The organism is Fodinicola feengrottensis (assembly GCF_010993775.1).
GTDB lineage: Bacteria > Actinomycetota > Actinomycetes > Mycobacteriales > HKI-0501 > Fodinicola > Fodinicola feengrottensis.
In genome coordinates, this window is record NZ_WOTO01000017.1 from 66130 (window position 1) to 86313 (window position 20184).

General features: G+C 66.3%; 28 protein-coding genes and 2 pseudogenes. 12 read left to right on the forward strand and 18 right to left on the reverse strand.

Going from position 1 to position 20184, the window contains the following annotated elements; translation table 11 throughout:
* Nucleotides 1-77: 77 nt before the first annotated feature.
* The 8 genes and pseudogenes from GNX96_RS17480 to GNX96_RS17505 all read right to left on the reverse strand — a co-directional run bounded on the left by GNX96_RS17480 (nucleotide 78) and on the right by GNX96_RS17505 (nucleotide 3221).
* Entirely contained in the window at nucleotides 78-704 is a 627-nt protein-coding gene (locus GNX96_RS17480) for a GH25 family lysozyme (RefSeq protein ID WP_163568924.1), read from the reverse strand.
* Nucleotides 680-844: a hypothetical protein gene (locus GNX96_RS17485; RefSeq protein ID WP_279580635.1), complete on the reverse strand. Its 165-nt coding sequence runs from the start codon at nucleotides 842-844 to the stop codon at nucleotides 680-682. The genes GNX96_RS17480 and GNX96_RS17485 overlap by 25 nt, the downstream gene beginning before the upstream one ends.
* A 76-nt stretch (nucleotides 845-920) precedes the next feature.
* Nucleotides 921-1331, reverse strand: coding sequence for a protein kinase domain-containing protein (locus GNX96_RS17490; RefSeq protein WP_279580675.1), 411 nt, complete (start codon nucleotides 1329-1331; stop codon nucleotides 921-923).
* On the reverse strand, nucleotides 1219-1644 hold the full coding sequence (locus GNX96_RS63830; RefSeq protein ID WP_390624047.1) for a protein kinase domain-containing protein: 426 nt from the start codon (nucleotides 1642-1644) through the stop codon (nucleotides 1219-1221). Before GNX96_RS63830 ends, GNX96_RS17490 begins: the two co-directional genes overlap by 113 nt.
* Nucleotides 1556-1855: pseudogene (locus GNX96_RS63835) on the reverse strand (protein kinase domain-containing protein); the annotation flags it as partial. The pseudogene GNX96_RS63835 and the gene GNX96_RS63830, both read right to left, overlap by 89 nt.
* Nucleotides 1856-1991: 136 nt before the next feature.
* A complete protein-coding gene (locus tag GNX96_RS63840; RefSeq protein ID WP_390624042.1) occupies nucleotides 1992-2168 on the reverse strand; it encodes a TetR family transcriptional regulator C-terminal domain-containing protein in 177 nt (58 codons plus the stop codon).
* Nucleotides 2149-2547, reverse strand: coding sequence for a helix-turn-helix domain-containing protein (locus GNX96_RS63845; RefSeq protein WP_390624043.1), 399 nt, complete (start codon nucleotides 2545-2547; stop codon nucleotides 2149-2151). Before GNX96_RS63845 ends, GNX96_RS63840 begins: the two co-directional genes overlap by 20 nt.
* A 38-nt stretch (nucleotides 2548-2585) precedes the next feature.
* Nucleotides 2586-3221, reverse strand: a complete 636-nt coding sequence (locus GNX96_RS17505) for a TetR/AcrR family transcriptional regulator (RefSeq protein ID WP_163568927.1) — start codon at nucleotides 3219-3221, stop codon at nucleotides 2586-2588.
* A gap of 36 nt (nucleotides 3222-3257) precedes the next feature.
* Here GNX96_RS17505 and GNX96_RS17510 point away from each other — a divergent pair, with 36 nt between their 5' ends.
* From GNX96_RS17510 to GNX96_RS17535, 6 genes and pseudogenes are all read left to right on the forward strand, one after another.
* The gene (locus GNX96_RS17510) at nucleotides 3258-4532 is read left to right on the forward strand and encodes a cytochrome P450 (RefSeq protein WP_163568884.1); all 1275 of its coding nucleotides are present in this window, start codon (nucleotides 3258-3260) and stop codon (nucleotides 4530-4532) included.
* A gap of 5 nt (nucleotides 4533-4537) precedes the next feature.
* Nucleotides 4538-5404: an oxygenase MpaB family protein gene (locus GNX96_RS17515; RefSeq protein ID WP_163568968.1), complete on the forward strand. Its 867-nt coding sequence runs from the start codon at nucleotides 4538-4540 to the stop codon at nucleotides 5402-5404.
* A complete protein-coding gene (locus GNX96_RS17520) occupies nucleotides 5404-6786 on the forward strand; it encodes an aldehyde dehydrogenase family protein (protein WP_279580638.1) in 1383 nt (460 codons plus the stop codon). The genes GNX96_RS17515 and GNX96_RS17520 overlap by 1 nt, the downstream gene beginning before the upstream one ends.
* A pseudogene (locus tag GNX96_RS63850) lies at nucleotides 6783-7597 on the forward strand (SDR family oxidoreductase). The gene GNX96_RS17520 and the pseudogene GNX96_RS63850 overlap by 4 nt, the downstream one beginning before the upstream one ends.
* Before the next feature lie 306 nt (nucleotides 7598-7903).
* Nucleotides 7904-8488: a hypothetical protein gene (locus GNX96_RS17530; protein WP_163568928.1), complete on the forward strand. Its 585-nt coding sequence runs from the start codon at nucleotides 7904-7906 to the stop codon at nucleotides 8486-8488.
* Nucleotides 8489-8615: 127 nt separating this feature from the next.
* A complete protein-coding gene (locus GNX96_RS17535) occupies nucleotides 8616-8915 on the forward strand; it encodes a PadR family transcriptional regulator (RefSeq protein ID WP_163568929.1) in 300 nt (99 codons plus the stop codon).
* A gap of 25 nt (nucleotides 8916-8940) precedes the next feature.
* Here GNX96_RS17535 and GNX96_RS17540 read toward each other — a convergent pair whose 3' ends face one another.
* Both GNX96_RS17540 and GNX96_RS17545 read right to left on the reverse strand, forming a co-directional pair.
* On the reverse strand, nucleotides 8941-9120 hold the full coding sequence (locus GNX96_RS17540; protein ID WP_163568930.1) for a hypothetical protein: 180 nt from the start codon (nucleotides 9118-9120) through the stop codon (nucleotides 8941-8943).
* A 10-nt stretch (nucleotides 9121-9130) separates the two neighbouring features.
* The gene (locus GNX96_RS17545) at nucleotides 9131-9490 is read right to left on the reverse strand and encodes a hypothetical protein (protein WP_163568931.1); all 360 of its coding nucleotides are present in this window, start codon (nucleotides 9488-9490) and stop codon (nucleotides 9131-9133) included.
* Nucleotide 9491: 1 nt separating this feature from the next.
* Here GNX96_RS17545 and GNX96_RS17550 point away from each other — a divergent pair, with 1 nt between their 5' ends.
* Entirely contained in the window at nucleotides 9492-9722 is a 231-nt protein-coding gene (locus tag GNX96_RS17550) for a hypothetical protein (protein ID WP_163568932.1), read from the forward strand.
* On the opposite strand, the gene GNX96_RS17555 is transcribed toward GNX96_RS17550, so the two are convergent.
* From GNX96_RS17555 to GNX96_RS17565, 3 genes are all read right to left on the reverse strand, one after another.
* Nucleotides 9687-10946, reverse strand: a complete 1260-nt coding sequence (locus GNX96_RS17555; protein WP_279580639.1) for an alpha/beta fold hydrolase — start codon at nucleotides 10944-10946, stop codon at nucleotides 9687-9689. The genes GNX96_RS17550 and GNX96_RS17555 overlap by 36 nt on opposite strands.
* Nucleotides 10930-11691 carry a hypothetical protein gene (locus tag GNX96_RS17560; protein WP_163568933.1) on the reverse strand — a complete coding sequence of 254 codons (762 nt, stop codon included), beginning with the start codon at nucleotides 11689-11691 and terminating at the stop codon, nucleotides 10930-10932. Before GNX96_RS17560 ends, GNX96_RS17555 begins: the two co-directional genes overlap by 17 nt.
* 91 nt (nucleotides 11692-11782) lie before the next feature.
* Nucleotides 11783-12364, reverse strand: a complete 582-nt coding sequence (locus GNX96_RS17565) for a phosphatase PAP2 family protein (protein ID WP_279580640.1) — start codon at nucleotides 12362-12364, stop codon at nucleotides 11783-11785.
* Nucleotides 12365-12519: 155 nt separating this feature from the next.
* Here GNX96_RS17565 and GNX96_RS52635 point away from each other — a divergent pair, with 155 nt between their 5' ends.
* The 5 genes from GNX96_RS52635 to GNX96_RS17590 are packed head-to-tail and all read left to right on the forward strand — an operon-like array spanning nucleotide 12520 to nucleotide 15294.
* Complete coding sequence (locus tag GNX96_RS52635) at nucleotides 12520-12969, forward strand: hypothetical protein (protein WP_279580641.1); 450 nt, start codon at nucleotides 12520-12522, stop codon at nucleotides 12967-12969.
* Nucleotides 12926-13267 (forward strand): hypothetical protein, encoded by a 342-nt coding sequence (locus GNX96_RS52640; protein ID WP_279580642.1) that lies wholly within the window; start codon nucleotides 12926-12928, stop codon nucleotides 13265-13267. Before GNX96_RS52635 ends, GNX96_RS52640 begins: the two co-directional genes overlap by 44 nt.
* The gene (locus GNX96_RS52645) at nucleotides 13264-13608 is read left to right on the forward strand and encodes a hypothetical protein (protein ID WP_279580643.1); all 345 of its coding nucleotides are present in this window, start codon (nucleotides 13264-13266) and stop codon (nucleotides 13606-13608) included. The genes GNX96_RS52640 and GNX96_RS52645 overlap by 4 nt, the downstream gene beginning before the upstream one ends.
* Nucleotides 13609-13615: 7 nt before the next feature.
* The gene (locus GNX96_RS17585; RefSeq protein ID WP_313885692.1) at nucleotides 13616-14830 is read left to right on the forward strand and encodes a Chromate resistance protein ChrB; all 1215 of its coding nucleotides are present in this window, start codon (nucleotides 13616-13618) and stop codon (nucleotides 14828-14830) included.
* Complete coding sequence (locus GNX96_RS17590) at nucleotides 14773-15294, forward strand: M56 family metallopeptidase (RefSeq protein ID WP_163568935.1); 522 nt, start codon at nucleotides 14773-14775, stop codon at nucleotides 15292-15294. The genes GNX96_RS17585 and GNX96_RS17590 overlap by 58 nt, the downstream gene beginning before the upstream one ends.
* 7 nt (nucleotides 15295-15301) lie before the next feature.
* Here GNX96_RS17590 and GNX96_RS17595 read toward each other — a convergent pair whose 3' ends face one another.
* The 5 genes from GNX96_RS17595 to GNX96_RS17610 form a co-directional block, all read right to left on the reverse strand.
* A complete protein-coding gene (locus tag GNX96_RS17595) occupies nucleotides 15302-15772 on the reverse strand; it encodes a GNAT family N-acetyltransferase (RefSeq protein WP_163568936.1) in 471 nt (156 codons plus the stop codon).
* Nucleotides 15773-16566: 794 nt separating this feature from the next.
* The gene (locus GNX96_RS17600) at nucleotides 16567-17757 is read right to left on the reverse strand and encodes an alginate lyase family protein (RefSeq protein WP_163568937.1); all 1191 of its coding nucleotides are present in this window, start codon (nucleotides 17755-17757) and stop codon (nucleotides 16567-16569) included.
* Nucleotides 17758-17988: 231 nt separating this feature from the next.
* Complete coding sequence (locus GNX96_RS17605; RefSeq protein ID WP_163568938.1) at nucleotides 17989-19197, reverse strand: ferritin-like domain-containing protein; 1209 nt, start codon at nucleotides 19195-19197, stop codon at nucleotides 17989-17991.
* On the reverse strand, nucleotides 19194-19328 hold the full coding sequence (locus tag GNX96_RS52650; protein ID WP_279580645.1) for a hypothetical protein: 135 nt from the start codon (nucleotides 19326-19328) through the stop codon (nucleotides 19194-19196). The genes GNX96_RS17605 and GNX96_RS52650 overlap by 4 nt, the downstream gene beginning before the upstream one ends.
* Entirely contained in the window at nucleotides 19285-20043 is a 759-nt protein-coding gene (locus GNX96_RS17610) for a phosphate/phosphite/phosphonate ABC transporter substrate-binding protein (RefSeq protein ID WP_279580646.1), read from the reverse strand. Before GNX96_RS17610 ends, GNX96_RS52650 begins: the two co-directional genes overlap by 44 nt.
* Nucleotides 20044-20184 lie beyond the last annotated feature (141 nt).

A 20184-nucleotide genomic window follows, 5' to 3' on the forward strand; every position in this document is an offset into this window, starting at 1 on the left:
TGACGTTGCAGGGATGGAATGCCCATTTTTCCACCCCACAACGTCACCTTCGCGTGGATCCTGCTGAACGTACGGCATCAGCCGCCGTTGATCATCCGGCCGAGGCCGGCGCTGTCGCCATTGAAGACATCCAGGTCGGTGTTGCCAGATGTGCCGGGAACGCTGCCGGTCGAGGTCCACTGCCAGAACGTGTAGACGCCGAAGCCGCTGGGCATTGTGGGGCTGGAACCGCCCCAACTGGCCGCCCAGAGCGGATTGGTGGCGGCGAAGGCGTTGCTGCCGCCGGTGCACGGGTCCCACCAGCCCTTACTTGTATAGATCACCGCGTCCCGGGTGGTCACCGCCTTGTATTCGGTGGTGAAATCCCGAATCCACTGCACCACCATCTGAGCCTGGCTCTTGCCATAGCACGTGGCATGGCCACTGCGGGATTCCAAGTCGACCGCGCCCGGCAAGGTCAGCCCATCTCGCGACCATCTTCCACCGTGCGCAAGGAAATAGTCAGCCTGTGCAGTGCCTGTGGAGGCGTCCGGGATGGCGAAATGGTACGCGCCGCGAGGGACTCCAGCGTTGTACGCGCCGACGTAGTTCGCGCCGAAAGTCCCGTCGATGAAGTTAAGGTTCTCGGTGGCTTTGACATACGCGAACTGTTGCCCGCTGGCTTTCACCGAGCTCCAGTTCACTGGCGGATTGTTGTTGGACACGTCCAATCCCGGCGGCCCGCCCAGCGCGCGGCGGCGGCCGGCTGGGCCGGGATCGCCATGATCAGCCCGGCGGCGGCCACCACGAGCCAGCGCAGGACGGTTTTGCCTCGACGGTACGCAGGCGCGACTGCAGTGGACATTCGCATCCCCATTCCTCAGGTTAGGCGGTGTGCCCTTGACGTACTCCTGAATCACAGGGAAAACAAATGACATCTGTCAGAAAGCGCTGATTTGACACGCGTGCGAGCGAATCCGGCGGTGCCGCAGCCGGGCCACCGGCCGCGGCGGGCGCGACGAGCGGCGGTGCCGGCCAGCGGCCTGCTCGGCGGCGAGCAGCCTCTCCGCGGCGCCGGCCACCGCGGCCGCGGACGTCGGCCGATGCCGGGGATCCTTGCGTAGCAAGGAAGTCACCAACCGGCGCAGCGGTGCCGGTACGGTCAGCGGCAGCATCGGCGGATCCTCCTCGACGTGCGCCTTCACGGTGCTGGTCTGGGTGTCGCGTACGAACGGTGGCTCACCCGTCAGGCACGCGTACGCCACGGCGCCGAGCGAGTAGAGGTCGGACGCGGGCGTGGTCTGCTCGCCACGGGCCTGTTCCGGGCTGAGATAGGTGGCGGTGCCGGTGATCTGGCCGGGTCCGCTGACTGGCGACTCGTCGACTGCCTGCGCGGCCGAAATCGGCGATCTTCACGGCGACTTCGGCGGCGATCAACAGATTGGACGGCTTGATGTCGCGATGCACGACCCCGGCATCGTGGATGGCCTGCAGCGCCTCCGCGACCTGACAGACGATGCCCGAGCGTACGGCTGCCGCCCACCGGCCCCTGCACCCCAAGCTCGCCGGCCAGCGTCGGCCCGTCGACCAGCTCCATCGCGAGGTACGGCACCTCGTCGCCCTCGCTGTAGTCGTACACCTGCACGACGCCGGGATGGTGAACACGCGCTGCCGCCCGCGCCTCCCGGCGGAACCAGTCCAGGCACTGCTCGTCGGCCGAACAGGCCTCATGCAGCAGTTTCACCGCCACCTGCCGGCCGAGCCGGCTGTCCACCGACTGCCACACCTCGGCCATCCCGCCGCTGCCGACACGCCGGGCGAGCCGATAGCGACCCGCCACCAGGTCCCCCCCCTTCGCGGCTCTCGTTGCCGGCACGCGCCACCCCTTTCAGCGAAGCCTCGCCTTCGCTCTGGGGGTTCCCGCCAACCGGCCGGGTCAAACCTCACAGCTCGAATCTGCCGCTATCGCTGATCGGTCGATCGATCGTCGTCCCGCCGAACCGCCCGGTGGTTCACGCGGACGCGAGCAAGCCGAGGATGCCGTCCACAGCAACGGTGAATGGCTCGGCCGAGCCGGCCGCGCGGGCCAGCACATAGCCGCCCTGCAGGACCGCGACGACCGCGGTGGCGGTCGCGGCGGGATCGAGCGTCGCGGCTATCTCGCCCTGGTCACGCCCCTGCGCCAGCACCTCGGCGAGGCGCCCGCGCAGCCACCGCAACGTCTCGTCGACCGGCTGGCGCAGGGAGTCGTCGGCGATGATCTCCGGGTCTGGGTGAGGCCGCCGATCGCACAGCCCTTGAGCACGTCCCGCTCGCGGCGGAGATAGCCGGTGATCCGCTCCATCGCCGTCCCGGGCCTGGAAAGCTGAGCGTCGATCTGCGCGCGCATCTGCGCCGGGTACGGCTGATCGCGGCGCGAGCCAGGTCCGGCTTGCCGTCGAAATGGTGATACATGCTGCCCTGGCCGACACCAGAACGCTGCTGGATCGCTTTCGGGCTGGTGCCGACATATCCGCGCTCCCACAGCAGTTCGCGGGTGCTTTCGATCAGGCGCTCGGACGTACTCATGACGGCCACTATACCTACCAGTAGGTACAGGCGTCACCTCAGCGCAGCAGCGGAAGCAGAAAAGTGGTCGCGAAGGCGCGGAGATCCTCTTCGGTATCCAGCGGGATGTGGCCGCGGGGCGCGAAAAGAACAGACAGGCCGAGCCGAACCATCACCTCGGCGGTCGCCTCCGGGTCGGCCAGGCCCAGCGGCTCCGGGGTGTCCATCAGCTGCGCGACCAGCAACAATCGGATCGCCGCGAGAGCGCCCTCGGAATCCACCGTCAAATAAGGAAGAGTCGTCTCCGGCTCGGAGGCCAGCAGCTTGGTCAGCAGGGAGTCGTCCCTGGCCAGCCGTACGCCGGCCACGAAACCCTCCACTACCCGTTCCTGGACCGTCGGCAAACTGGCCACTCGCCGGGTGACGTGCTCCATCATCCGGCTCACCTCGCGTACGGCCACTACCCGTACCAACTCCGGTTTGTTCGCGAAGCGCCGATAGATGGTGGCGCGGGCCAGACCGGCCCGCCGGGCCACGTTCTCCACACTGGTGCGTTTCAGGCCGTAGTCACGCAGCTCCGCGAGCGCCGCGTCCAGGATCCGGGCGGTCAGCTCTCGTCGTCGGCGGGTGCGTCGTACGAGTTCATGGGGGTCCGAGCATATCGGATCGACCAGCCTCTTGATACAGAGAGACAAAGTTTGATATCTGTATACGAGAGGAAGGTGGCGACGATGACGGCGACAGCTGTTCCTTCGACCCGGCCGCAGCCGGACCTGATGACGCTCGCGTTCTGGGTTCGGCCGCAAGCGGAGCGGCTGGCGGCTTTCGCGCGACTACGCGCCGAGCCCGAACCGGCCTTTTTCGACATCCCCAAAGTGCCCTTGTTCCCTTCTGGCACTGGGGCGTACGCGCTGGTCACGCACGCCGACGTGACCGAGGCCAGCCACCGTCCGAAGCTGTTCAGCAACGAGCCGACGGCCAACGCGATGGTCGATATGCCGCGCTGGCTCGCGCCGTACTTCGGCTCGATGATCAACATGGACGACCCGCGGCACGCGCAAATCCGCCGGGTGGTGGCGCAGGCGTTCACCCCGCGCACGCTGGAGAACATCGAACCGGACCTGCAACGGCGGGCGACCCGGATCGTCGACGACCTGATCGCCACCGGACCGCGTGACTTCGTCGAGCAGGTCGCCGCCCGGCTGCCGGTCGAGGTGATCTGCGACCTGCTCGGCATCCCGGAGCGCTACCACCGGCGGATTGTCAGCCGTACGAACGTGATCCTGGGCAACACCGATCCGGAGTACATCGGCCTGTCCCGAGACCGGCTGCTGGCCGGCACTGTCGGGCGCACCGAGATGATGTTCGCCTCAGCGCGGCTGATCCGGGCCGGGCGGGATCTTTTCGGGCTGGTGCGCAGGCTCGGCCAGGAGCGTCGACGACAGCCCACCAATGACGTGATTTCCCGGCTGGTGAACGCGAACGTCGACGGCGAGTCGCTGACCCCGCAGGAACTGGGATCGTTCTTCATCCTGTTGGTGGTCGCTGGCAACGAAACGACGCGGACCGCGCTCGCGCACGCCCTGCATCTGTTCACCATCCACCAGGATCAACGCGACCTGCTGCTGTCCAACTTCGACGGCCACATCGCCGGCGCGGTCGAGGAAATCCTGCGGTATGCCACGCCGGTCATCCAGTTCCGTCGTACGGTCACGCAGGACTGCGACCTGAACGGCACGCAATTCCACGCCGGCGACAAGGTCGTCCTGTTCTACAACTCGGCTAACCGGGACGAAAGAGTATTCGAGGATCCAGACCGCTTCGACATCACCCGCTCCCCCAACCGGCACCGAGTTTCGGTGGCCCCGGCCCGCATTACTGCCTGGGCGCGCACCTGGCTCGCCGGGAAATCACCGTGCTGCTGCGAGAGGTTTTCACCCGGCTGCCGGATATTCGTACGGTCGGCGAGCCCGAGGCGCTGCTGTCGAACTTCATCAACGGCATAAAGCGGATGCCCTTCGATTTCACCAACCCGACTGGCGAGACGGCACCACTGGGCCCGGATTCGTTGACCTGGCGGTATTTCGGCGACACCCGGATGCTGCTGGTCGGGCCCCGAGCCGGCGTGCTGCAGAACATGCTGCCCGCACTGGGCCAGGGCGTGCTGGATCATTCAGTCTTCTTCTCCGAGACCCTCGCTCGCCTGCGCCGCTCGGTCGGCCCGATCCTGAACACCGTCTACGGCGGTTCCCGGGCTCGCCAGACCGGGCACCAAGTGCGCGACTTTCACCTGAAGATCAAGGGCGAAATGCCGGACGGCACGCGATATCACGCGCTCGACCCAGAAACGTACTACTGGGCGCACGCCACGTTTCTGGACAACATGATCTACGGGATCGAGACCTTCGTTCGCCCCCTTTCGTTGACGGAGAAGGAGGAGATCTATCGGGAGTCCAAGGTCTGGTTTCGGATGTACGGGGTGAGCGATCGCACAATGCCGGCTGACTGGACGGCTTTCCAGGCGTACTGGCAGAAGATGCTGGACGACGGGATCGTGGCGCACAAAACGGCCCGCTACGGTGTCGGCTACGTGACCAAAGGGCTGCCGGCGCCACCGAAAATGCCGGGCTGGCTGTGGCGTACGGTCCGGCCGCCGGCCAATGCGGTGGCCGCGTTCCTCACCACCGGCGGGATGCCACCCTCCACCCGCGAACAACTCAAGCTGCCCTGGACAGCCGCCGACGAGCGGCGCTATCGACGCTTCGGGGCGCTGGTCCGGCGGACCGATCCGGTCTGGCGGTTGCTGCCCGAGGCCGTACGCTATCTCCCGCAGGCGCGAAAGGCTTTCGCCCGCGACGGCCATCCCAGGAGGTCCTGATGCTGACCAAAGAAACGTCGTCGTCCATCGCCGATCGGGTCGGCGAGTTGCGAACGACGTTCCGCAGTGGTCGTACGAGACACCCTGCCTGGCGACTCGCGCAGCTCACCGCGCTGGAGCGGATGCTCACCGAGCGGGAAAGCGATTTCGCGCAGGCGCTGGAGAAAGACCTGGGCCGGTCGGCGGCCGAGTCCTGGCTGGTCGACCTGGCGCCGACCACGGCCGAGTCGGCGTTCGCCCGCGGGAACCTGCGAAAGTGGATGCGCGACCAACGGGTGGGGCTGCCACTTGGCGCACTTCCGGGCCGTGCCTGGTATGCGTACGAGCCACTGGGGACGGTCCTGATCATCGGGCCGTGGAACTATCCGGTGCACCTCACGCTCGCGCCGCTGGTCGGTGCGCTCGCGGCCGGCAACACCGTGATCCTCAAGCCGTCCGAGCACGCCCCACACGTCAGCACGGCTTTGGCCCGGCTGGTCCCGGAATATCTCGACCCGACCGCCGTCACCGTGGTGGAAGGAGCCGTCGCCGAGACACAGGAACTGATCGATCAGGCTCTGGACCACGTCTTCTTCACCGGTGGACCGGAAATCGGCAAGGCCGTGATGGCCGCGGCCGCTCCACACCTCACTCCGGTGACGCTGGAGCTGGGCGGCAAGAGCCCGGTGATTGTGACCGCGGACGCCAACATCGCGGTCGCGGCCAAGCGGATCGCGTGGGCGAAGCTGATGAATTCCGGCCAGACCTGCATCGCACCGGACTACCTGCTGGTCGAAGAACCCGTACGAGACCAACTGGTCGACAAGATCGCCGCCGCGATCACGGCTTTCCGTACGGATGATGGCAAAGGCGTGCCGCTGGCCACCGACCGGCAGGCGACCAGGCTGAAACGTCTCCTGGACAGTTCTGGCGGCCGTACGGTCACCGGCGGCACCCTGGACTCCTCGACTCGCCGGTGTGAGCCGACGATCATCGTCGATCCGGACCATGATTCCGCGGTGATGACCGAGGAGATCTTCGGGCCGATCCTGCCGGTTCTCACCGTCGACTCGCTCGACACCGCCATTGATTTCGTACGTCAGCGACCTAAACCGCTGGCCGCGTACCTCTTCTCGTCTTCCAAACAGGCGCAGCGGCGAGTGCTCGCCGAGGTGAGCAACGGCGGGACGGTCATCAACCACCTGATGTTCCACGTGCTGGTCAGCCAGTTGCCGTTCGGTGGGGTAGGCGTCAGCGGCATGGGCAGCTACCACGGCAAATGGGGATTCGAGACGTTCAGCCACCGCAAATCGGTGCTACGCAAGCCCATCTGGCCCGACCTCGCCGTTCTTTATCCGCCGTACACGGAAAGCAAGCTGCGGATGCTGCGGAGGTTCATGTGATCACCGGAAAGACCGTCGCGATCACCGGCGGCGCTCGCGGTATCGGCCTCGCCACCGCACGGACGTTGCTGGCCGCTGGCGCGCGGGTGGCGGCGATCGGCGACCTGGACGGCGAGCTGGCCGGCAAGGTCGCCGCCGAGCTGGGCTGCGTCGGCATGCAGCTCGACGTCACCGATCGGTCGTCTTTCGCTCACTTCTTGGACGAAACCGAAAACCAACTGGGACCGTTGGACGTACTTGTCAACAACGCTGGCATCATGCCGTTGGGATCCTTCGCCGAGGAAAGCGACGACCTCACCCGGCGGATTGTCGACGTGAATCTGCACGGGGTTTTGCTGGGCAGCAAACTCGCGATCGCCCGGATGCTTCCCCGCCGCAGCGGCCACATCATCAACGTGTCTTCTGGCGTGGGTCGCGTCGCGCTTCCCGGCGCCGCCACCTACAGCGCGACCAAATACGCGGTGATTGGCCTGACCGAGGCGACCCGCGCCGAACTGGCCGACACCGGCATCGATGTTTCCTGTGTTATCCCGATGATTGTCAACACCGAACTCGGCGCCGGCCTGGTTCGGGTCCGCGGCGCTCGTACGGTCAGGCCGCCGACGTGGCTGCGGCCATCGCGAAGACGATCGAAAAACCGCGCTTCGACCGGTGGATTCCCCGCTCGGGCCGCTTTCTCTACTTGTCCGCGACCCTGCTTCCGCGCCGCTGGGCCGAAGCGTTGGGACGGGCCACCGGCGCCGCGCGGGTGTTGGCCACCCCGGACCAGGCCGCCCGTGGCGCGTACGAGAAACGTGTCCGCCAGCTCTGAGCTAGCCGGAATACCACTGGAAAAATGCGTACGCGACGAAACCGGCGCCGAGAGTGCTGAGGTTGACGGCGAAAACCCGCAGGACACGACTGACCAAGGAAGGCACCGGGAACCCACTTCCCGGGTGACGTCATGGAACAGACGTCGATGTCCTCCAAGGCTCACCCACATTTGGCGACCAGGCGGTACGCCTTCCATCCTGGCAACTGACCGCCCCCGACGACAGCACCGGTCAGCACCTGGCCGCGTCCGGCCAGGGCGGTACTGTGCCGGCCATGAAAGCCCCGCCCGGTCGCATGGGTTCTGGTGGCGGCATGCGCGGAACTGGCACTGGCCGCGTTCGGCCTCGTTTTCACGCCTACCGCGGCCCGCGGCAGCGGCCTGCTCGGCCTCGCCGGAGTGGCCGTGGCCCAGGCGTTCTGCGTGCTGGCGGTCGGGTACGGGCCGGTGTCGCTCCGGCGCGCCGAACCGGTCGCGGTGCGGACCGGCGTGACGGTCGGGGCGATCGCCGGGCTCCTCTACGGCGCCGAAGGCCTGGCGGAATATCTGAGTCCAGCGGTAACCGACGCCAGCGTCACGATCGGCTGGATCATCGTGGCGGGTTTCGCCGGATCAAGCGTTGTCGCCGCTGTGATCGCGAGCGTACGAGCCGGATCCGTACGAGCCGGCGTGACCGCGGCTTTCTCCAACGCCATCACCGAATATCTCGTCTGGTATCCGACCGTGCTGCTCTGCTACTACTTCTTCCGTACGAGCACGAACATCGACCGGGTCTGGCGAGCCGAGGGCACGTACGACGACTTCGCACGCAGCGGGATGACGGACCTGCGGGCCTTCGTTCTCCAGGATTTCTGGGGCGCTGGGTTCTTCCATCTCGTCGCCGGCTGCTGATTCTCGCCGCGCTGCTGGGTACGGCGACGGCATGGGCGGTCCGCGTGCTGTCGCGACGCTAATACTCGCCACGTACTACTTGGGGCGTACCATGACCTGAGGGTCCGCCGAGGAAAAGAGAAGGACATTGCAGGCCAACGACTCCCAGACGCTGGTGCTCTGCGCGCTTGCCGGTGGTCCGCTGCATGGGTACGCGATCAATACGGCGATCGAGGAACTGAACGGCGAGCGGCTCGGGCCGGGCAGTCTTTATGGTGCTTTGGCCCGACTGGAGGCGAAAGAGCTGATCGAGGCACTCGGCGAGAGCGGCCGTCAGCGTCCGGTCCGGCTCACCCTCGCCGGTCGCGAGGTGCTCGAACGTGAACTGCGGTCGATGGCACGGGTAGCCGAGGTGGGCCTGCGCCAGCTCGGGTTGCGGCCGGCATGACGGTCATCCATCTGCTGGTCAGGCTCTATCCGGGGCCTTTTCGGGACCGCTGGGGCTCCGACTTGGCGGCCGAAGCCGGCCGTACCGGACCGAAGTCGTGGCCAAGCCTGCTCTTCGGGATCGCCGACAGCTGGCTGCATCCAGTGATCTGGCCGGCCACGTCGAATGTGGAGCGTCGATATCGCGCGACCGCGATGGCGCTCATTGTCGCGTTTTCAGGTTGGCTGCTCGGGCATGTGGTCGGCGAGCTGGACGCTGTGTTCCCCACCGGGACGGCGCGTGGTTGGCCGCTGGCCACCGCCGACGTGGCCATGCTGGTCGGGCTGGCCCTGCTCGCGCCCATGCCTCACTGGACTTTCGCCACGATCACCACGATCGCGCGGCGTGCCACCCGCGGCCTGGCCGTGCCGGCCACGCTCGGAGCCGCGGTGGCCGTGCTCGCCAACTCGGTGGACGCCGCCACCGTGCCGGCCGTCCGTCGTACGCATCACCGCCCTCCTGTGTTGGTGGCTCGCCCTGATCGCCGGCGGCATCCAGAGCTGCCGGATTTTCGCCGAACTGCAAGACGAAGTCACGGTGCCGCCCTCTCCCACCCGACTGCTGCTGGGCATCACGGTGGTGGCGGTGGCGCTCGCCGTCCCCGGCTCGGTGATCGTGGCTTCTTCGGTGGCGGGCGGCCGTTTCGACCTGTTGGGGGCCGCCCTCGGGACCGGCATCCTGCTGCTGGTGTTGGCATTCGTCGCTACTCTGCGCGATCTGCGCCACCTCACCTCACCTCACCGCCCGGACGGCAGCACCTCTGGATAACGTGCGGACGGACCGGTGAGCAGTGGTTCGGCCGTGCCGCGAACGACATGGTCCGTGAATGCGACCACGTACGCATTCACGATGGTCAGCCCTCGATCGCCGTCGATGGGACCCAGCGGGATCAACGTATTCACCGGCGGCGCCAGATAAAAGGCCGCGTACGGTGAAATTGAAATGCTGGGTGCCGGAAATGCTGTAACGCCAGGTCGGGCCAGTGCTCGCGGTCAGCAGCGACCGGGCGATCGTGCGCTGCTCACTTTCCTGCCCGTTGGCCGGTTGACAAAATCCGGTCACACAAGAGTTCGCACTGCCCAGGATCATCATCGGCGCCTGCACGCCGCCCTTGACGACACTCCCGAACTGGGCACCATCCAGGTCAACCGCACCGCCGCATCGAGCATCGAGATGACATGCCTGCAGCGAAGCGGCGCCGCCAAATGAGTGTCCAATGTAGACGACCCGGCCACCGCCCAGTTTCGCCGCCACGAAACGGGCGTCAGCGGCCCAGAGGTCAACGAGTCGGGTCCCCTGGACCGCATCTGGGTCATCTGGATTGCCAGCGGTGGTACTGGTGACCGTACGACCACCGATGACCGTCAGATTGGCACTGTAGGTCGGCGTGATGCCGGCGACCAGATATCCGTGACTTGCCAGGTTTTCCGCGATCGTGGTGAAATATGCCGCGGACAGACCCATTCCGGGCTCCAGCACGACCAGCGGAAACTTTCCGCCGGCGGCCGGCGCACCGTCGTACGAATGACCTTGCAGCAGGCCGAAACTCCCTTCGAAGAGGCCCGGCCCGAGGACCGGAAAATGCAGCTGGGACCACAGCCCCGGTGCGTACGGCCCAGCGGCGCCGGTCGCTCGCGCGGCTGGATACCACAGCCAGACCGACAACTCCCGCCGGGTTCCTGGCACCGGCGCGAGCGGGTCGACTCGGCTGCCGTCCGTCCAGTCGAGCAATTTTCGACCCACTGTAAAGAAACCCGTCGGCGCCGGCAGCGCAGACGGCTGGGCTCGGGCGACGGTCACCGCCGCGACATAGCTGGCAATCAGCAACACGGGCGTCAGCGCCACAGCCGTCACCACCCTGACCCAGCGGCGTTTTATCCGCCAACCGCGCACGCACCAGCCGAGAAATCCCACCACCGCCCCGCTCGCCGCGCCGACGGCCACGATCCCAGCCAACTGCGCAGCCGTACGAACTTCACTGTCGTGGCCCATCAAAAACCCAGCCGGCGTCGCGCAACGCGAAGGCCGCCGGCGCACCCAACGCGGCGAAACCCACGACCGTACGGCCAAGCCTTGCCGGACGTGGAACGATCCGCAAAACCCCATTCGCCATCATGCAGAAGGCGAACAGCCCAGCCGCGTAAGTCAAGACCGCTACCGCGAAGAGAAGCGGATCGAGGCCACCTTCGCCCACCGCCAGCGCGCCGGTCACCACTAGGCTCGCCGCCGCGGCCACCAACAGAGCACTGAAGGTGAAGTGCCGCCGCACAAACCCGGCGGCGCCGGCCGCCGGGATCCGGAGCCACGCCAACACGGTCACCGCATCCCCGAGCCAGTCGCCGTCCGGCTCGGCGCCCCGGAACGCCAACCTCTGCAGGAAAAAGCTGACGACCGCGAGCGCGGCCAAGGCCACCAGACCGTACCCCAGCCACTGTGTTCCAGCGGTCCAGTGAACTCGATCAGCGCCGGCCAGCACGGCCATCGCGTCCGCGGCAACCGTGAGCGCGACCAGCAGCGTGGCCAACAGGACGGACCGCAATAACTGCCAGATCCGGCCGGACAGACCGAGACACATTCTCGCCACTAGCAGAACTACCAGTGTGGGCACCAAAAATTCGCTAAAGGACACGACAGAGTCGTACGGGTCGTCCTGCCACGGACTCACCGCACGTACCGAATCGACCTGCGTCGTCACGAACGCGGAGACGGTGAACAGGACCGCTGTGACAGTTGACACGAACAAGGCCAGTCGGGTGCGAGTCAAGGAAACCCTCTCTCGAAAGGACACCTCACCGGTGAGGCTCGAGAGGGATAGTACACGTCGCGTACTACTCGTCGCGTACTACGCCGGCCACCAAAAGTGGACGCAGTGGCGTACGCGCCAGCCTCACCAGTAGTGGCGCCAGCGCGGCGACCAGCGGAATCATCAGCGCCGCCGTCACCGCGAACCCGATCAGCAGCCCGCTGATCACGTCACTCGGATAGTGCACGCCGACGTAGACCCGCGCGAATGCGAGCAGGCAGGCGAAAACCACCGCCACCAACCCGAGCCGGCGGTGGATCAGCAAGATGCCGGCGGCGAGCGCCCCGGCGACCATCGCATGATCGCTGGGAAACGAGCTGTCGGCGGCATGCGGCAGCAGCTGCAGGACATGCGGCATCGCCACGAACGGGCGCGGCCGGTTGATCAGCGGGCCGAGCAGGTAGCTGCTCACCGCCAGCGCGACCACGCCGGAAAGACCGGTGGCCAGTACGCCGGCCATCGACCGATAGCCATCCCGTTCGCGGCGTACCCGCCACCAACAACACCCCAACACGAGGACCAGCCCGACCAAGCCGCCCCACAGCGCGTACGCGGCCATAAAGCCGTGCACCCAGGGAGTGGCCGCGGCGAACTGGTTGATCTGCAAGAAAAGCGTGCTGTCAGGCCCCCCATAGACGCGACTCCCCACCAGTGTTACTACAACAATTGTCGTAGACTGTACTACGACGAACCTTGTAGTAGCCTGAGAGCCATACCGAACGGTCGTCATCAGGTACATATAACAACTGTTATGATGTGCTCGTGACCGGTGGAGCGTTGTTCGTTGCGGTGTTCCTGGCCTGCGCCGTCGAAGCGGTCGAGGCGGTGACCATCGTGTTGGCCGCTGGCACGGCCCGACACTGGCGGTCCGCCGGCCTCGGCGTTGGTGCGGCCCTGCTCACCCTCGCCGCCATCGTCGCGGCCCTCGGGCCAGCCCTCACAGCCGTCCCACTCAACGGCCTGCGGTTGGTGGTGGGCGGGTTGCTGCTGGTTTTTGGCCTGCAATGGCTGCGAAAAGCGGTGCTCCGCGCCAGCGGCCACAAGGCGTTGCACGACGAGGACGCGATTTTCCGTACGCAGCTGGGCATCCGCGGCCACCGCGACCGTCCAGTCCCGCGGCATTGTCAAGGACTGGTACGCCTTTATCCTGTCCTTCAAGGGAGTCCTGTTGGAAGGTCTGGAAGTCGCGTTCATCGCCCTCACTTTCGGTAGCAACCAGCACAATGTGCCGCTGGCCGCAGCCGCCGCACTGGTGGCCGTGGCCCTGGTCGCCAGCGCGGGTTTCGCCATTCGGGCGCCGCTCGCCCGTGTCCCGGAGAACACCCTCAAATTCGTCGTTGGCGTGATGCTCACCGGCTTTGGGATTTTCTGGGCCGGCGAAGGCGCCGGCGCGCAATGGCCGGGAGCGGACACCGCGCTTTTGGTCATCATTCCGGTGATCGCGCTGCTCGCGCTCGGCCTGACCGCCTTGCTCCACCGCACCTCACCGCCGCTGGAGGTCATCCCGTGAGGAAATTCGCCGCCTTCTGGTACGACTTCGTGGTCGGCGACGATTGGCGAGTCGCCGTCGCGGTCGTCATCGCGCTGGCACTCACGTACGGACTGAGCCGTCTTGGCCTGCCCCGCCTGGTGGGTGCTGCCGGTGGCCGTCGCGCTCGTCCTCCCTTGGAGCCTCTGGCGTGCGCGGCGGCGGCCGTGACCGAGAGTCGTGGCTGGCTTTTGCTGGTTTATAAGGTGCCTTCCGAGCCGACTCGGCTGCGCGCGACCGTGTGGCGGCGGCTGAAGGGCATGGGCGCCATCTATCTGCAGAGCGAGCGCCGCCGCCGCGCTGCCGGCCGGACCGGCCGCTGAGCGGGCGCTGCGCAAACTCCAGCACGAGATCGTCGGCATGTCCGGCACGGCCGTGCTGATGAACTGCTCGGTGCTGGTGGGCGAGCACGACGTACACGCGGCCTTCCAGGCGGCGCGCGACGACGAGTACGAGGAAATCGCCGACAAATGCCAGGATTTCCTCGCACAACTGGAAAAGGAATACGTGGCAAATCATTTCACCTTCGCCGAGCTGGAAGAGAACGAAGAGGACTTGATCAAGCTGCGAAACTGGTTCGCGAAGATCGTCGACCGGGATGTCTTCGGCGCACCCGGCCGCGCGGCGACCGCCGAGGCGTTGCAAACCTGCGAGGCGGCACTGGAGAAGTACGCGGCGCGTTTTACGTCGAGGAAGCCGAAAGCCGGTAACCTCGGCGCTGTCGAAAGGGGACCGCAGGTGCCGACCGATCGTCGCGGCTACGGGCGGCTGGCCGACGAGGTGTGGCAGGTCCTCGTCGCCGCCGAACACCCCCTCACGCCCGCCCAGGTGCGCGCGGCCCTCGACGGCGACTTGGCCTACACGACGGTGATGACCGTGCTCGGCCGGCTGGTGGAGAAGGGCATAGCCACTCGCGAGCGAGCCGGTCGTGCGTACGCGTACACCGCGGTCGCCGACCAGGCCGAGCTGACCGCGCGGCGGATGCACCGGCTGCTGGACGCCCGCGACGACCGGGCCCGGGTGCTGGCCAGGTTTGTCAATGAGCTGTCCGCCGACGACGAGAAGCTGCTCGGCGACCTGCTCGGACCGGACGACGATGACCGTCGCGGTCCTCGCCTGCCTGGCCGCCACTGCGATTTTCGCTGTTGTGGGGCCAATAGTCGGACCTCGACTGCCACCGGCCGGCGGCGTACGACTACTGGTCTGCGGCAGCGTGCTGACCGCTGGATCATCCGCTTTCGCGCTCGGCGCGATGGCCTTCCTCGGGCTGGCACAATTCAGCGAGGTCGCGGAATGGGGCGGTTGGTCGCCCACGGTCGTACGCGCCGGCACCGACCTCCCACCGATCGTCAGCGCCGGTTGTGGCGCCGTCGTCGTCCTGGGGGACCGCGGGGTGCGCTGTCGTCGTCGCGGTCCAACGAGGCCGCGCACTGCTCGCGGTGCGCCGCTGCTGTGCCGGTCTCGGCTCGCCGGGCAGCGTCACGGTCGTGGAGAGCGACACCGCGGATGCCTTCACCACGCCCGAAATGGCCGGCCGGATCGTGATCACCACGGCCCTCCTACGGGTCCTGACCGCCCAGCAGCGGCACGCATTGCTGGCCCACGAGCGATCGCACCTGGCTCATCGACACAGCTGGTGGCTGCTCGTCGCCGACCTTGCCGCCGGGGTGAACCCGCTGCTCAGACCCACTGCCACGGCCATCGCGCAAGCGGTGGAGCGGTGGGCCGACGAAGACGCGGCCACGGTCGTCGGCGACCGCCGCCTCGTCGCCACCGCGGTCGCGACCGCAGCCCTCGCCCGCCGGCGCAGCGTCTCCCCCGGCCTCGCGGCCGCCGGCGGGCACGTGCCCCGGCGCGTACGAGCGCTGCTGGCACCACCCCCTCGCCGGCGGCCCATCCTGCTCGGCACGGTCATCGTCTTGCTGGCCTGCACGGCCGCGGCGACCATCGCGGTGGAACGCAGCGGCGACCAGATCTTCGACCGCGCCGGCATCTCCAACAGTCGCTAGCGGGAGACTAGGGCGCCATCTCCAGCACCGTCGTCAGCGGCACAAATCCGAACCGCTGATAGAAGCGGATCGCATCGTGATTTGTGGCGTACGCCGTCACCGCGATCCGATCGGCACCGCGCTCCCGCGCCCACTGCCGGAACGTGTCCGCCAGCCGAAACCCAACGCCACCGCTGCGATGCTCCGGCCGTACGTACAGGCTGGCCAGCGTCGCGACACTGACCGGCCGCATCTCGCTCGGCTCAGCCCACAGCCCGGTGAGATGCCCCACCACCTGCCCGTCCGCCACCGCGACCAGCGTCAGCCTGTTGGTGTCCGGCAGATTCTCCGCGAACCTGCGCTCACCGTGCTGGCGCGGCCAGTCGGTGTTGACCGTCGGGTCGCGGGTGCCCGCGTCCTCCGCGAACAAGGCGATCGAAGACGCCACAAACCCCGCCACATCCGCCGGCACAGCCGGCCGAATCTCGACTTCACTCATGCCACCTACGCTAATCGCTGTCCCACCGCTCTCAAACGGGAATTCGGATCTGCCGGCCCAAGGGAACGGATCCGACGACTAGCCAGCTCGCCCCGCCGCTATACCTGGCCGCAAATTCCACTCCACTATCTCCTCAGAGCCACTCCCACCCACCTGCCCTGCCGACAGGCGATAGGCCGTATCCAGATCATCGAAAACTGTCAACAGCGGTAGATCGCGTGCAGCCGTCGGTTCAAGTGCGGCGCGCAACAGAATGCGGTCCGTCCAGAGCTCCATCGTCAAGAACGTGAGCGCACTCTCCGGCAGTGCTTCCATCAAACGAAAACCCTTGGCAGGCTCGCGCCGCTGGGAAGCCGAGTCGAGGTCTCGTCTATCGGCACAACAGTCTTGCCGTACGCCTCATCCTCAGACCGGACTATCAGTGAAGTTGCCGTTTCGCTGACTCCAGGGACGAAAACCCGATCCATTACCTCCGGAGTATGCGAGCTCCAGCCAGCTCCCGACACAGCGCGAAATGCCGTTCCCCCCATCATCGGCAACGCCAAGCGCCGATCGGCCGTCGCTCGCGGTCATCCGGAGGTTCACCCGATGGGGCCAGAGTTCCACGGTCAGCAGCACACCCATCCCGGCGATGTGCTTCACCGGCACAAGAATCCTGGGAAGCGGGAAAGGCTGGCCCATGGCACTACTCTAGCGTTGGGCCGGCGAGTGGCCGGAACGATGCTGAGGTCACAAGGCAATGTAGCCGGGCCGCTGGGCAGATGTCCCGCCCAGCTGCCCAGCTGCATTGACCGCTAGTTGGGATTCTGTGCGTGGGTCAGGGTTTCCCAGGCGACGAACAGGCTGTTCGTACCCGCCGGCCGGTTGTTTTCCGTCAGCGTCTGGGTGTTGGCCATGGCGTTGCCCAACCGGAAGCTGAGCGCGTTGAAGCCGACCTCGGTGACTGGGCCGAGGCCACGGTTCACCGACCCTTTGCACAGCCATGAAGGGGGCCCGGTGCCCAGCTCGTACAGGGACTGGAAACCCAGCGCATACCGCAGCCGAGTGCCAGTGTCACCGGTGTAGAGATCAGTGCCCTGGATGCGAGACGTCTCCGCGACATCGGAAATGGAAGCGATCCCGTAGCCGGTGTGAGTGAAGTCCCGACACGTTTCCTGGGTCAGACCATTGACAAAGGTGCTCTGACCTTGCCAATAGCCGATGATCTGCGCGCTGGTGTTCAGCCCGCTACCCGGGACGGTCTTGGGCAGCGAACCGTCCGACGTCAGGTAAACGTACGCAGGCACCCGCAGCAGGTATTTGGCCATCGCCTTGTCGTAGTTCGACTTGTCGTCCAGGAACACCGAAATACCAACTGCCGCCTCCATCATGGCGAGTTCCCAGTTGCCGTTGCTGTTGCTGCCCTTGATCACCACCGGCAGGTAGACATTGCGCAGCATGGTGGCGAAACGGTTCATGTTCGGCCAGCCGCCGGTGTACGTGTAGCGGATGATTTCGGCGGCCCGCGGCCACACCGAGCCGGCCCAACCGGTCTGCAGCGGCGCGTTGCTGTTGGTGTGGTTGGTGATCGTCGCCGACCACGCGTCCATCAGCCGGATGGCTTCGGTGGCATAGCTCGTGTTGCGGGTGACATACCACGCGAGCGCATCGGTGTAGGCGGCGATCGCGTCCTGCCGTTCGTCCGTACAGCCCAGGTTCGGGTCCGAGTAGGGGCCGCATTCGACCACCGAGCGCGGCTTTGGCGTACGCGAAAGAGACGCGTACGCACTGCCGATCATCTGATCGTAGGCCGCTTTCCACGGCTGCGCGTTGGCGTTTACCTTGGTGCGTACGAAGTCCAGCTGGGCCTGGCTGACCAGCACGCCGGGATGGACGAAGGTGGCCGGCGCGGCGACCGCGGGCGTGGTCGCCAGCGGAGCCGTGAACAGGGTCGCGAGCATCGCGATCAGGAGCAAGAAGATCTTTGCGGGACGTTTCCTGGACATGGCACTCCCCGGTGACGGCGAAGGCTGAAAGTGACCCGGATCACCCGTGGATGACGTGCCTCAGTTTCATGTCCAGGACATCGGCCGTCAAGACCTTCGAGCACCCTTTTTATTCAACAAAAACTAAGACGTTCACACCCATGAATTCACTGTTCAGCGGACTGAATATTTCGGCTCAGCTGAATTGATCCACCCGAGCCGCGACAAACTCCCGCATGGACCGCGCCGGCGTCACATGAAGTTGCGGGTGTGCAGCGCGGACAGGTCGGCCGCCTCGTCGGCAGGGAAACCCAGGTGCACCAACCGGCGTTGGCGTCCATCGTCCATCTCCGACTGCAGCTTCTGTACGGCGTCATAGCCGTTGGCGATCGCCGCCGGTGTCCAGTCGCCGGCCGCGAGGATCACCAGCGAGTCGAAAACGTCCTGGTTGAGCCCAGCGGTGTCCACCAGCGCCGCGTACCTGCGCTCCACCGCCGCCCGCATGCGGCTTCGCACCGACGGGTCCTTTTCGGCCTGGTGCTGGAGATGTGCGACTCCGAAAGCCACATGCCGGGCTTCGTCTCGGCGGGCCAGCCGGGTGACCTGACGCGTCACCGGATCCGGCGCGTGCCGGTCGAGAAACTCCAGTAGATTGAGAAAACTCCCCTCCCCCAGCACCGACAACAAAAATGACGCCATCGAGAACTCGGCCTCGGTCAGCAGGGTGGCCAGCGACTCTCGCCCACTGGCCGACGACGTACCCATTTCCTTACCACGCAACAACGCTCGCCGGGTGAAAACCTCCATGTGCCGCGCCTCATCGGCGGCCTGCACCGCCAGCAGCTGCAGAACTTCCCGGAAATGCGGGTGAATCCGGGCCAGCAGCTTGGCCGGGATGACCAGCGCGGCCTGCTCGTTTTCTACCAAATAGGTCATCACTTGTACGACCGCCTGCTCGATCTCTGACGGCAACACGAAATCCGCATTCCAGTCAACAGCGGTGTTCGGATCCCACTGCGCGGAGGCAGCGTGGGCGTAGAGTGCCGGGGCGATCTCCGCCCACACCAAGTCGCGATCGGTGATGTCGAAGGGCGTCTTCGGTCCGCCACCCTCGACAAGGGCTCCTCGCGCGGCCAGTCCAGTCCTCAGTCTGTCGGCGGACGGACTGCTGACGATGCCCTCGACGGCCGCACCGCCGGCTCGTTGGGCCCCCGCCCAACGATCCAGATCAGCCTGCCCTCGTACGATCCGCGCCGGTTCTCCCGCACCGGGGTCGAGCCGCTGGCTGATCCGATGCCCGGACCGCCGGCACCAGGCCTCCACATGCACTCGCAGAGCCGGATCCGTGCCGTGGACGACGAGTTCTTCGCCTGGATCCAGGGTTTTCAGCGCCTGTTGCAGCAGGATGTGCGCCCCACGCTCGAAACCGAGGTTCTCCAGGTCCAGCAGGTGGTCGGTCATGGCGTGTATTCCGCCGCGGTCACCCGCCCCTGCTCATCGTAGAAACCGTCCTCGTCCACCGCCGTTTCCAGCAGCACGTAGCCGGACTCACGCCCCTCCCGCCAGGCGGTCAGACCCTCCAGATCCAGCAACGGCCTGACCTCCGCGTCCGCGTACGACATGGACAGCAGTAATTCGCCAAAAGTCGCCAAGCTCAGGCGTGGACCCGTCGACCACCGTCATGTTGCAGTGGTCGTACGGTGCTGTCTGACCGATGATTCTGGTGCTACCGGCGGGGAAAGTGCCTTCCCGGCCGAACAGCAGGTGATTCGCGTCGATCACCGCGACAGCCTCGACCTCGCCGGCGATCAACGCCCGAGCCGCGTCCCGCTCCCCGCCGATGTGGTCGCCATGCAGGCCGACACCCACGTCGTATCGCCGGATAGTGACGTTCTCGCCAGGCGTCAATCCGGCCGTACGCAGGAAAGAACGCGGGATCAGGGTACCCTGCGGCGAGTCGACCGCACCGACCCCGACGGCCTGGTCCTTAAGATCGGCGGGCTTCTCGTACGCGGAGTCGCTCCGCACCACGATCACCGAGGTGAGATCGCGGTCAGTGTCGCGCATGACGAGCGGGCGCACGGCCCGGCCACCGCTTCGCGCCAGCCGCTGGGACCGGATCCATGCCAGCGGCGAGTTCCAGGCCGCCTGGATCCGGCCAGCGACCAGATCTTCCACCTGCCGCTCACAGTTCGAGTAGAGCACGTAGTCGAACGGCAAGTCGTGGTCCCGCAGCCACGTCCGGAAGCCGTTCCAGATGGTGACGACCTTCGGATCGTACGCGACCGCACCCATGATCAATGTCATCGACTTTTCCTTTGAACACGGGAAGGCCGAAGGTGGCTCACCCGACGAAGTCACCAGCCGTCAGACTATAGGCGGGTCATTAGGGTGTCCATACTCGTCGTACGACATGCCGCTTTTGCGCCACCCACCACCCGAGCGGTG

Coding starts and splice junctions, on each gene's coding strand:
- GNX96_RS17485 (WP_279580635.1), bottom strand. CDS start 844: ATGTCCACTGCAGTCGCGCCTGCGTACCGTCGAGGCAAAACCGTCCTG.
- GNX96_RS63845 (WP_390624043.1), bottom strand. CDS start 2,547: ATGAGTACGTCCGAGCGCCTGATCGAAAGCACCCGCGAACTGCTGTGG.
- GNX96_RS17510 (WP_163568884.1), top strand. CDS start 3,258: ATGACGGCGACAGCTGTTCCTTCGACCCGGCCGCAGCCGGACCTGATG.
- GNX96_RS17515 (WP_163568968.1), top strand. CDS start 4,538: ATGCCCTTCGATTTCACCAACCCGACTGGCGAGACGGCACCACTGGGC.
- GNX96_RS17520 (WP_279580638.1), top strand. CDS start 5,404: ATGCTGACCAAAGAAACGTCGTCGTCCATCGCCGATCGGGTCGGCGAG.
- GNX96_RS17540 (WP_163568930.1), bottom strand. CDS start 9,120: ATGAGCGCCATCGCGGTCGCGCGATATCGACGCTCCACATTCGACGTG.
- GNX96_RS17555 (WP_279580639.1), bottom strand. CDS start 10,946: ATGGGCCACGACAGTGAAGTTCGTACGGCTGCGCAGTTGGCTGGGATC.
- GNX96_RS17595 (WP_163568936.1), bottom strand. CDS start 15,772: ATGAGTGAAGTCGAGATTCGGCCGGCTGTGCCGGCGGATGTGGCGGGG.
- GNX96_RS17600 (WP_163568937.1), bottom strand. CDS start 17,757: ATGTCCAGGAAACGTCCCGCAAAGATCTTCTTGCTCCTGATCGCGATG.
- GNX96_RS17605 (WP_163568938.1), bottom strand. CDS start 19,197: ATGACCGACCACCTGCTGGACCTGGAGAACCTCGGTTTCGAGCGTGGG.
- GNX96_RS17610 (WP_279580646.1), bottom strand. CDS start 20,043: ATGACATTGATCATGGGTGCGGTCGCGTACGATCCGAAGGTCGTCACC.